A 9,810-nucleotide genomic window follows, 5' to 3' on the forward strand; every position below is an offset into this window, starting at 1 on the left:
AAAGGGGAGGGTTGAACTGCCGAGCAGAATGGTGACCATCCGGTTGATGTAGTGAAAAACAACCGCTGTGCCGATAAACGCAGGCGCCTCTTTGGTGCTGAAGGGAGTTGTGGCAAGAAGCGGCGAACCGGGGGTTCGGGTTGCTCTCGCCCATTCGGCAACCTCACGGAGGAACGCATCCTCTATCTGTTCCGGGGCTCCATCTGCAAGAGCCTTCGAGTAGTCATGTCCTGAGGATTCAAGCACCATGATGCTGTGGGCATCAAGGCAGTAGGGGCAGCGGTTGAGCGACGAGACAGCGGCGGCAACCACCTCTTTTGCATCCCTCCGTCCGCTCCCGGCAAGCAGCGTCTCGCGGACAGCGATCCAGACTCCGGCAAGCAGCTCCGGAACCGGCAGGTGCAGGGTAAAGGGCTCAACCTCCGCTCCAAACTCCCTTTTGATCTGGCCGAGCACCTTTCCGGAAAGGGTGTCAGCCGGTGCAGATGATGTGATATAGCGGATGGTCATGACGGTATCTGATTTGATATTTCGGCTTCCCGTTCACTCATCACCTTTTCCGTGCGGTTACGAAACAGAAAGTGTTAACACGTTTCGATTATTCAGGATCTGCGTCATGAACCAAAATGCATGAGTGTATAGTATATTGACCTGTGAACACATCTTCAAATAGGGAAAAGTAATGAAAATACGGTTTTTTGCAGTAATGGTAATGGTGCTCTCATGTTTTCTGAGCGCATCTGCGGCTTGGTGCAAAGCCGGGGATGAAGCATCAGTAAAGAGCCTCCGCACGCCAGCAGTTGAACTGCCAACGAGGGCTATTTCCCTCAGGATTCTTCAACAAAGGCTTCAGGATGATCAGAAAAAAGGAGCTTATGATAAAAAACTGCTCTTGCTGAATGACCTGACGACTGTTTCCGGCTATGTGTTCGACAGGTCCACCAATGACCTGATCCTCATTGGGCGGGTTGAGGCAGGTCAGCCTCCGCTCCATCTGGAAGACTTTGTTGTAGCGCTCAGAAATACCTGGTTCAAATATGCTGTTCTGAAAGGAAACACCTATTACTACACTTATCCTGGCTGTTCCATTGATCCGGATCCAGAGGTTATGAGGCGACTTCAGCAAGTCGGGGAGAAGATTGTTGGAGCTTCTTCTCAAACCGGCATTCAGGAGTGGCAGAGCACGTGCCGGTTACCACAGAGTGTGAGAGTTCTTGGAATTCCTTTTGATACCCATTTTGCTCAGGTAATGGTAAATGCTGATTACGATATGAAGAGAGTGGTGGACGGGACGGATTCATTGAATATTCAGGGATTTTCCAGCTTGACTGATATAACCATGTCGAGAGCGAAGACCGACATTATTCAAGGGCGATCGCTTTCAATTCCCCGTTCAAGCCTGAACCGGTTCTGGTTCTATCCGGGAGAGAATGCTTATGTGCAGGATCAGGGGATAATAACCATTAAAAACAGCCCTGTAACCCTCCTCACTGAAGCAGAGTATATTGGTCAGAGCGGAAAGATCCTCGGAGCGGGACAGACCGACGCCCTGGCGGTCGAGTTCACCAGAAGTTTCACGACCCGGTACGCTGAATTGGCTGAACTGCGACCGATCTATAAAGAACTTGAAAATCTTTTTCGCTTTGTTGCTCTTGCCAAAATCATGAAAATCAAGTCTGCAGTTACGGAGTCGGGAGTGGATCTGGAGTATTTCCTGGACCGCTTTCAGCTTCCGTCAACATCCGTCAGCCGCCAGCTTCCCGGTCGATCCAATGTCCGGAATTTCAGCCATCGAAAAAAGATTAAGGGCGGATATTCAATCATGCAGCTTTGGATGCCAAGTTGTGGTGGCGTTGGTATGAATATCGATGTGAGCGATAAAAACTTCGTCAAGGATTCCTCAGGCAAACAGGCAGAACTGAGAGTTGAAGTGTTAACCGCAAGACCCTCTTCAAATGCATTATCATGGGATGTCCGGAAAAAATAGAGGTGAGGTTGAACAAGGATTTTAGGGCTGTTTTAGAATCTTGTTTGATGCTCAGCTTTCTCCATTGTCATTCCGCTCTCATAATGTGTCATCCCTCTTTTTTTATCTTTCATCCCGAACGAAGAGAGGGATCTATCCTGGTTTGATCGATTCCAATCCAGCGGGATCCCTCTTCCCGACAAGTCGGTCATCGGGATGACAATCCGGAAAACTACAGTATCTCAATCACCCTTCCGTGGAGCTCGTATGCGCCGCTGTCGGTGATTTCTGCCATGCAGAATGATCCGACTGTAACCGGCTGGTTATTGAGGTCAAGGATGCACTCGTTGTCAACCTCCGGTGCGTCATACTCGGTGCGGCCGAGGGCGGTATCGGCTTCGATCTGGTCGATCAGCACCTTGATGGTTTTCCCCTCGAATACCCGGTTATTCTCGGCCGAAATGGACTCCTGCAGCTCCATCAGCTCTGCTACCCGTTCGCGCTTCTCCTCCATCGTCAGGCTCTCTTCGAGCTTGAATGAGGGTGCATGCTCCTCGTGGCAATAGGGGAAGCAGCCGAGCCGGTCGAAACGGCTCTCCTCCACAAACTGCAAGAGCTCCTCGAACTCTTCACGGGTTTCGCCGGGGTAGCCTGCAATCATGGTGGTGCGCAGCCGGATGTCGGGATTTTTTTCGCGTATGGTTTCGATGAGCTTGATGGTCTCCGCCTTGTTGATCCCCCGGTTCATTGAACGCAGGATGCGGTCGTTGCCGTGCTGCAGGGGAATGTCGAGATAGTTGCAGATGTTCGCCCGCTCGTGCATGGTGTCGATCACTTCAAGCGGAAAGCCGACCGGGTAGGCGTAAAAGAGCCGGATCCAGTCGAACTCCATATCAGAAAGACGGAGCACCAGGTCGTTCAGGAGGCTCTTCCCCTCAAGGTCGTAGCCGTAGAGGCTGATGTCCTGCGCAATCACATTCAGCTCCCGTACACCGGCACTCTTCAGCAGCGCGGCTTCGCGCAGAAGCTGTTCGGGTGGCTGGCTGATGTAGCGCCCCCTGATTTTCGGGATTGAGCAGAAGGAACAGGCGCGGTTGCACCCTTCGGCGATCTTGAGATATGCGTAGTGGGGAGGGGTGAGCAGCGAGCGCCGGTCATAGAACTCCTCGCGATAAACCGCCCCGAGAGCCGCCAGCACTTCAGGAAGTTCGCGGGTGCCGAAAAATCCGTCAACCTCCTCCATCTCTTCGTGAAGCTCCTTGCGGTAAAGCTCCGTGAGGCACCCCATCATGTAGACACGCTGGACCTTTCCTTCGGTTTTTTTACCGATGGCTGCAAGCGTTTCGGCAATCGACTCCTCCTTGGCATCCTCAATGAATGCGCAGGTGTTGATGAGTATGGTATCGGCCTCGTCAGCCGTTTCGGTAAAGGTGATGCCGGAGGCTTCGGCCTGCGCCATGAGCCGTTCGGAATCGACCGTGTTTTTGGAGCAGCCGAGGCTCAACAGAAATACGTTATGCTTTGTCATTGTCATTGAATCGTTTCAGAAAATCATCCTTCCACTCCAGGAACGAGCCCTGCTGGATATGGGTACGGGCAGTTGCGGTGAGCCACATGAAGAAGGAGATGTTCTGCAGGGTGCAGATCTTGAGCCCGAGTATCTCTCCAACATTCAGGAGGTGGCGGATATAGGCGCGGGAGTAGTTGCGGCAGACGTCGTTATCGAACCCTTCGTCAATCGGGGAGAAGTCGGTGGCATATTTGGCGGAGCGGAGGTTCATCTTGCCATGACGGGTATAGACCCTGCCGTTGCGCCCTTCACGGGTCGGGATAACGCAGTCGAACATGTCAACGCCCCGCTCGATGGCATTCAGGATGTTTTCGGGTGTGCCGACCCCCATCAGGTAGCGGGGCTTCTGCTCCGGCAGGAGGGTGTGAGAGAGTTCCAGAATGCGGTACATCTCCGGTGCCGGTTCTCCAACCGCCATACCGCCGATGGAGTAGCCGTCAAAATCCATATCGACCAGCGCTTTTATGGATACCTCCCGCAGATCGTTGTGAATGCCCCCCTGCGTGATGCCGAACAGGTATTGATCATGGCCGTAGAGCGGGGAGGTTGAACTGAACGCTTTTTTAGCCCGTGCCGCCCAGCGGATGGTGAGCTCTCCCGACTTGCGGATATACTCCTTTTCAGCCATGGAAGGCGGGCACTCGTCGAGCGGCATCATGATATCGCTGCCGATTATGCGCTGGGTATCTACCACGTTTTCCGGCGTGAACTGCTGCATGGAGCCGTCAAGGTGTGACTTGAAGATCACCCCCTCTTCGCTGATCTTGCGCAGCTCCGAGAGCGAGTAGACCTGGTAGCCGCCGCTGTCGGTCAGGAGCGGCCCGTCCCAGTTCATGAATTTATGCACGCCTCCGGCTTTTAAGATAATATCGTTGCCGGGCTTCAGGTAGAGGTGATAGGTGTTGGCGAGAATAATATGGACGTTGTTCTCTTTAAGCTCGTGCGGTTCAACCGATTTAACGCTGGCTCTGGTGCCTACCGGCATGAAAACCGGTGTCGGTATGGCGCCGTGCGCAGTATTGAGCACTCCGCACCGTGCGGCTGAACGGGGGTCGGTTTGAAGAAGGGTGAATTTCATCTTTGTAGAAACATTAACCTGTTGCGCGTTTCGAAAGCTTCGTTGTCCCGACGTGTCGGGATCGCTCTCAAACCGCTCACGACGGTTAACAGGCCATTTAAATCCTGATAATAGTGATTTTGAACCTGTCAAGGTACCCCAATCCCCGCACAAAACAAAAAGCTGCACTGTCGCTTGCGGGTGCGGCTGAACATTTTGGAGCCGTTAGCAATAAACCGTATAATTAACGTGAGCATTATTGACAGATTCATTGCGAAATGGATGTTTGAAATAGTTTCAGAATAATTATTTACGTGAGATGAAGGAATATTGATAAAACAGGAATCAAAGCTTTAGACACAACTTGATATGAAATTGAAAGTTATTATACATCCAGCCGAAGAAGGCGGTTTTTGGGCAGAGGTCCCTGCGATACAAGGGTGTGCCACGCAGGGTGAAACGATAGAAGAACTTCTGACAAACTTGCATGAAGCAGTTGATGCATGCCTTTCTGTCGATTTGGAAAAAATCGAGATTTCCGGGAATGACAGGGTTATGGAGCTTGTAGTGTGAAATCCGTTTCAGGCAAACATTTTGCGTGGCTTCTTGAAAAGCGAGGCTGGCTTCTGGTTCGCATAAACGGTAGTCATCATGTCTACATGAAGCCCGGAAATTCAGCGAGAATATCTGTGCCTGTTCATGGAAATGATGATTTGAAAATCGGTCTTCTCCGGCATTTTATGAAGGTAGCAGGAATCACAGAAGAAGATTTGTAGGAAAAAAGTTTATGACAAGCGTGGTTGTTATCAATACCGATACAATTTGTGAATCATAAAAATACGCATGCTCAACAAAGAAAAGGCTAAACAGGTGATTGATTCTTTGCCGAATGATGTCTCAATGGATGAGATCATTCAATCCCTGTATGTGAATATCAAGTTTGCACACGCCGAAAAGGAGATTCGCGAGGGGAAGGGGGTTTCGCAGGTGAAGGCAAAGAAGAAACTGGAGAAATGGCTGAAGTGATTGTGATCCGGGCTCCATCACCCCTTGCAGATGTCAAGTCTATTGCGGAAACATAGCATGAGATTCATTTGAGTTAGCCTCATTGTTTGTCAAGCGGTTATTTGCCGCAACCGATTGATTACAAAAATATCCTTTTTCTGGCCGTATAATTCCGGAGATTCAGCATTCTGATTGTCGCGAAGTTATCTATAGCGCCTACCGTATTATGTATCGCATCGAAAATAATGAAGTCTGGATTACCGGAGTTATTCATGGCGCTCCTGACTGGACGCAGGAGTGACTTTTGAAAAGAGGTAGTCATCTACGACGGTTATAAATGCCGTGTTCAGATACCAAACTCTGCTACAGCCTTTGGCCTGCCACACCTTCGAGGAATGCCAAGCGTAATCTACATCGTCAGGGCATTTCTGTTAAAATGAGCATGATGAAATTGAGACTCCGGAATGGAAGGAGGTAGCAGACGCTATCAGCGGTTGGCTCATGGCGAAGTGGATATAATCTCTGATACACGGCAAGACCTAACAACATCGTTACCTGCTTATATTTTTGATTCAATTCAGTGTGAATTATGCCGTTTTAGGTGGAAAAAAAGTACTTTATAATTCGAAGTACAGTTGTTCGGTATTGATTGCTGACGAGTAGGACTTTTGAAAATTTATCCGGAACGATGCCATGAAAATGCACATCCTTGCTGTAACGCTTCTGGCTGCTGGTGTTGTTACCTCCTGTAGCAAGAAAGAAGAACCTAAACCAGTTCCTGCTGCTGTTCAGCCCGCAGCTCCCGTGCTTCAACCGAGAACAGGCGAGCCGGTCACTCCGATTGCTGCGCCGAAAGTTGCTGACCCGGCTATGGTTGAGCTGGGTAAAAAACTCTTTTTTGATCCCCGGCTTTCAAAATCAGGATTTATTTCATGTAACTCCTGCCACAACCTCAGCATGGGCGGCAGCGACAATCTGAAAAGCTCTGTCGGCCATAAGTGGAATCAGGGGCCTATCAATTCGCCAACCGTGCTTAATTCCGGCATGAATCTGGCGCAGTTCTGGGATGGACGGGCCAAAGACCTCAAGGAGCAGGCTGGCGGGCCGATAGGCAATCCGGGTGAGATGTCATTCACGCACGACCTTGCCGTTTCGGTGCTGCAATCCATTCCTGCCTATGTGGATGAGTTTAAAAAAGTGTTCAATGCTGATACCATTGATATCGACAAAGTGACAACAGCCATAGCTGCATTCGAAGAGACGCTTGTTACGCCCAATGCCCGTTTTGACAAGTGGCTGAATGGTGATGATGCAGCGATCACCAAAGAGGAGCTTGCCGGTTATGAACTGTTCAAGAGCAGTGGTTGCACAAACTGTCATAACGGCCCGGCGCTTGGAGGGAATTCATTCCAGAAAATGGGTATTGTGACCCCGTTTATGACCAAAAGCAAGGTGGTCGGGCGTATAGCGGTAACCAAAGATATCGCTGATCGTTTCAAGTTCAAGGTGCCAACCCTGCGGAATGTTGAGCTTACCTATCCCTATTTCCATGATGGCAGTGCGCAAACACTTTCGAAGGCCGTTGAGGTTATGGGTCAGATTCAGCTCGGCAAAACCTATACTCCGGAGGAGAATGCTTCTCTTGTGGCATTCCTGAAGAGCCTGACCGGTGATCAGCCGAAATTCGAACTGCCTCAGCTTCCGCCGTCATCCGACACAACCCCGGCTCCGCAGCCGTTTGGGAAATAGTTCTCTCGCAGGTCAAAGAGGGAAAGCATTCCAAGCGCTTTCCCTCTGATTTGATTTTATTGTGGAAAGACAAGATCAAGCATCTGTTGCACGATATCCATGTGGCGCTGCTCATCCGATGATATTCGCAACAGCGTCTGTTTGACCGTCTGATCCTCAACATTCTCGGCAATGGTTCGCACAACATCACGCTGCAGTTTTTCATACCTGCCCAGAGAGTCGAAAAAACCTCTCAGATCTTCATTAGTATACATTAGTTTCGCTGTTTGATATTGAAACGACAAGGCTGTTGAGCATGGCTTCATGGAGTATTGAATCCTCTTTCAGGATATCCAGAAGGTAGCGTAGTTTACCAAGCACCTCCTCATCAAGGCGCGACTGATTAAGCGCTATGCTCAGGTGTTTTGAAATAAGAGCCACAAGGGCCTCTTCGGAGAGTGCGGCCATCTTGAGCTTTTTGATTAACTCCTGTTTTTCAATCATTGGTTGCTGTTTTTTTTGTTATCTGAAAATACTCTGTCAGCCATACAAGGCTGTTTACATAGTAGTCGTTAGCTTCATTGTAGTAGTATTCATCACTGTTTTGGTGGATAAAATCCCGGACCCGCTGCAGCATTTCCGGCGCGATCGGTGAGTCTGACGCCTCTGTTGCTGCATAGGCTGCCGCATAGAAGAGCGGGTTTTCCATGGAGGATTTTGTTGCGTCGCTACCGGAATAACCGGTAACAATTTTGCCGTTTTCTCTGAACTCCCGCTCAAAAAATTCTGAAAATATGCGCAGCACCTGCAGTGCCCGGTGATCATCGTTGAGCCGGTAGTCCGCAGCAACCCGTAGCGGTACCCTTACCGCATCCCAGCCATAAACACGCTTTTTGCCCGGCATCGGGATAATATTTTCCTGCATGTCAAGCGCACACCAGTCAGGTACCAGACCCGGATTGTCGTTGCTCTTCTGAAGACGCCCGAGCAGCTCATAGGTGGTATCGACCAGCTCCATCCACCGTTTGTCCCCGGTGACCGCATAAAAGAGTCTGAAATGGGATGGAGCATAATAAGAGGGGTTCTGGGGCGTACTATCAGGAGGAGTACTCCCGCCTTCCCCGGCAGGCCACGGAAGCAGATAGAGTCTGTTGTTTACAAGAACGGTCTCTTTGTCAAGAATACTCTGGAGTACCTTTCGGGCCAGGTCGAGGTAGCGTGACTCCTGCCAGGTGCGCCAGGCGAGCAGAAGGCTGTAAGCATAATCGATATCAGCGTCAGAAGCAGCAGTAGAATCGCTTACCCTGCCGTTTTCAAAATGCCATGCGAGCAGATCGTCTCCATGCGACTCTTTGCGTGAAAGTGTTGCTTCGCTCCACGCAAGACATTCGTCAAAGGTTTTTCTGTCATCCATCAGCACAGCGCGGAGCATGGCGTAAGCCTCACCTTCGGAGACCGTATCATTACTGTTTTGCGGCCGGACTACCCGCCCTTCTGTAATAAACGTGCGTTTGTAATGAACCCACGAACCGCGAACGATCTCTTCGGGATCGACCGGCGTGGCTGAACAACTGCTCGATAGAAGAGGCAAGAGAGAGAGGAGCAGCAGCGGGAAAAGAGTTCTCATTTTTTGTTGAAATAGAATATTGCCGAAAACATGAGCGAGTGAAGCCCGATCCAGACTATGTTCAGGGCAATTGCTGCAGTCGGCTCATGATAAAACCTTACAACTCCCCAGCTCAAGGCAACGAGATGCACGGCGAGCAATGAGAGCTGTATGGAGAGTGTTCTCAACGGAACACTTCTTGCGCCCTCCTTGGAGGTAATCTGGAACCCTTTTTTCCGGTTGAACAGGACCTGCAGAGAGGCCCAGACATAGACCGGCATCGTCAACATACTCAACATCTGCACCTTGAAAATATTACGTGCCGAATAGTTCTTCTCTCTCATGCTTGCGTAATAGACCATAAATGAGAGCAGTAAATAGGGCACAAAGGTCAACAGATAGACCTCCGGAGACATAAAAAAGGATGGAATGTTAAACAAGATATAGATAATCGGCCCGGCCATCAGGAAGAGATCCGCCCATCCGATAAAATAGTAGCTTGAACTGAGAGCGTACTCAAACCACTGGATCGGCCTGATCGCCCTGATATTGGTCAAAAAGAGAAAAAGCAGCTTCCGGAAGAGCTGAAAACTGCCCATTGCCCATCGGCTCTGCTGTTTGAAATAGGAGCCCAGATCTTCGGGAGCCATGCCGAAGGTGAAAGCTTTGTTGTAGTAGAGCGACTTCCAGTGATTCCTGTGCAGTTTCAGTGAGGTTGCAAAATCCTCCGTAACCGTATCCTCTTCAAATCCGCCAACATCCTCAAGCGCGCTCCGGCGGATCACGACATTGGTTCCGCAGCAGAACATTGAGTCATGGGAGGATTTTGCTTCACAGACATACTCAAAAAAAACAGCCTGCTGGGCATTGGCCACGAG

Annotated in this window: 11 protein-coding genes and 2 pseudogenes; 6 read left to right on the top strand and 7 right to left on the bottom strand. The window is 50.2% G+C overall.

What is annotated here, in order from left to right:
* Positions 1-510 (bottom strand): annotated as a pseudogene (locus tag CFERDRAFT_RS11260) (carboxymuconolactone decarboxylase family protein); the annotation flags it as partial.
* A gap of 172 nt (positions 511-682) precedes the next feature.
* Here CFERDRAFT_RS11260 and CFERDRAFT_RS11265 point away from each other — a divergent pair.
* Positions 683-1,987, top strand: a complete 1,305-nt coding sequence (locus CFERDRAFT_RS11265) for a DUF1598 domain-containing protein (protein ID WP_006367358.1) — start codon at positions 683-685, stop codon at positions 1,985-1,987.
* 211 nt (positions 1,988-2,198) lie between these two features.
* Here the strand turns inward: CFERDRAFT_RS11265 and rimO are convergent, their stop codons facing one another.
* Together rimO and tgt are read right to left on the bottom strand one after the other, a co-directional pair.
* Positions 2,199-3,494, bottom strand: coding sequence for a 30S ribosomal protein S12 methylthiotransferase RimO (gene rimO / locus CFERDRAFT_RS11270; protein ID WP_156778079.1), 1,296 nt, complete (start codon positions 3,492-3,494; stop codon positions 2,199-2,201).
* On the bottom strand, positions 3,481-4,614 hold the full coding sequence (gene tgt / locus CFERDRAFT_RS11275; protein WP_006367360.1) for a tRNA guanosine(34) transglycosylase Tgt: 1,134 nt from the start codon (positions 4,612-4,614) through the stop codon (positions 3,481-3,483). Before tgt ends, rimO begins: the two co-directional genes overlap by 14 nt.
* 348 nt (positions 4,615-4,962) lie before the next feature.
* Here tgt and CFERDRAFT_RS11280 point away from each other — a divergent pair, with 348 nt between their 5' ends.
* From CFERDRAFT_RS11280 to CFERDRAFT_RS11300, 5 genes and pseudogenes are all read left to right on the top strand, one after another.
* Positions 4,963-5,166 carry a type II toxin-antitoxin system HicB family antitoxin gene (locus tag CFERDRAFT_RS11280; RefSeq protein WP_040433835.1) on the top strand — a complete coding sequence of 68 codons (204 nt, stop codon included), beginning with the start codon at positions 4,963-4,965 and terminating at the stop codon, positions 5,164-5,166.
* Positions 5,163-5,369: a type II toxin-antitoxin system HicA family toxin gene (locus CFERDRAFT_RS12705; protein WP_006367365.1), complete on the top strand. Its 207-nt coding sequence runs from the start codon at positions 5,163-5,165 to the stop codon at positions 5,367-5,369. The genes CFERDRAFT_RS11280 and CFERDRAFT_RS12705 overlap by 4 nt, the downstream gene beginning before the upstream one ends.
* A 67-nt stretch (positions 5,370-5,436) precedes the next feature.
* The gene (locus CFERDRAFT_RS11290) at positions 5,437-5,619 is read left to right on the top strand and encodes a hypothetical protein (RefSeq protein WP_040433837.1); all 183 of its coding nucleotides are present in this window, start codon (positions 5,437-5,439) and stop codon (positions 5,617-5,619) included.
* Positions 5,620-5,752: 133 nt separating this feature from the next.
* A pseudogene (locus CFERDRAFT_RS12710) lies at positions 5,753-5,899 on the top strand (type II toxin-antitoxin system RelE/ParE family toxin); the annotation flags it as partial.
* A gap of 392 nt (positions 5,900-6,291) precedes the next feature.
* Positions 6,292-7,347 (top strand): cytochrome-c peroxidase, encoded by a 1,056-nt coding sequence (locus CFERDRAFT_RS11300; RefSeq protein ID WP_006367361.1) that lies wholly within the window; start codon positions 6,292-6,294, stop codon positions 7,345-7,347.
* A gap of 56 nt (positions 7,348-7,403) precedes the next feature.
* Here CFERDRAFT_RS11300 and CFERDRAFT_RS11305 read toward each other — a convergent pair whose 3' ends face one another.
* The 4 genes from CFERDRAFT_RS11305 to CFERDRAFT_RS11320 form a co-directional block, all read right to left on the bottom strand.
* Positions 7,404-7,601: a hypothetical protein gene (locus tag CFERDRAFT_RS11305; RefSeq protein ID WP_040433841.1), complete on the bottom strand. Its 198-nt coding sequence runs from the start codon at positions 7,599-7,601 to the stop codon at positions 7,404-7,406.
* The gene (locus tag CFERDRAFT_RS11310) at positions 7,591-7,830 is read right to left on the bottom strand and encodes a hypothetical protein (protein ID WP_006367362.1); all 240 of its coding nucleotides are present in this window, start codon (positions 7,828-7,830) and stop codon (positions 7,591-7,593) included. Before CFERDRAFT_RS11310 ends, CFERDRAFT_RS11305 begins: the two co-directional genes overlap by 11 nt.
* Entirely contained in the window at positions 7,823-8,953 is a 1,131-nt protein-coding gene (locus tag CFERDRAFT_RS11315) for a glycosyl hydrolase family 8 (RefSeq protein WP_006367363.1), read from the bottom strand. The genes CFERDRAFT_RS11310 and CFERDRAFT_RS11315 overlap by 8 nt, the downstream gene beginning before the upstream one ends.
* Positions 8,950-9,810: glycosyltransferase family 2 protein (locus CFERDRAFT_RS11320; RefSeq protein ID WP_006367364.1), on the bottom strand; the 861-nt coding region annotated here is incomplete at its 5' end. The genes CFERDRAFT_RS11320 and CFERDRAFT_RS11315, both read right to left, overlap by 4 nt.

The sequence above is a fragment of the Chlorobium ferrooxidans DSM 13031 genome (assembly GCF_000168715.1).
GTDB lineage: Bacteria > Bacteroidota > Chlorobiia > Chlorobiales > Chlorobiaceae > Chlorobium > Chlorobium ferrooxidans.

Coding starts and splice junctions, on each gene's coding strand:
- CFERDRAFT_RS11265 (WP_006367358.1), top strand. CDS start 683: ATGAAAATACGGTTTTTTGCAGTAATGGTAATGGTGCTCTCATGTTTT.
- rimO (WP_156778079.1), bottom strand. CDS start 3,494: ATGACAAAGCATAACGTATTTCTGTTGAGCCTCGGCTGCTCCAAAAAC.
- tgt (WP_006367360.1), bottom strand. CDS start 4,614: ATGAAATTCACCCTTCTTCAAACCGACCCCCGTTCAGCCGCACGGTGC.
- CFERDRAFT_RS11280 (WP_040433835.1), top strand. CDS start 4,963: ATGAAATTGAAAGTTATTATACATCCAGCCGAAGAAGGCGGTTTTTGG.
- CFERDRAFT_RS11290 (WP_040433837.1), top strand. CDS start 5,437: ATGCTCAACAAAGAAAAGGCTAAACAGGTGATTGATTCTTTGCCGAAT.
- CFERDRAFT_RS11300 (WP_006367361.1), top strand. CDS start 6,292: ATGAAAATGCACATCCTTGCTGTAACGCTTCTGGCTGCTGGTGTTGTT.
- CFERDRAFT_RS11305 (WP_040433841.1), bottom strand. CDS start 7,601: ATGTATACTAATGAAGATCTGAGAGGTTTTTTCGACTCTCTGGGCAGG.
- CFERDRAFT_RS11310 (WP_006367362.1), bottom strand. CDS start 7,830: ATGATTGAAAAACAGGAGTTAATCAAAAAGCTCAAGATGGCCGCACTC.
- CFERDRAFT_RS11315 (WP_006367363.1), bottom strand. CDS start 8,953: ATGAGAACTCTTTTCCCGCTGCTGCTCCTCTCTCTCTTGCCTCTTCTA.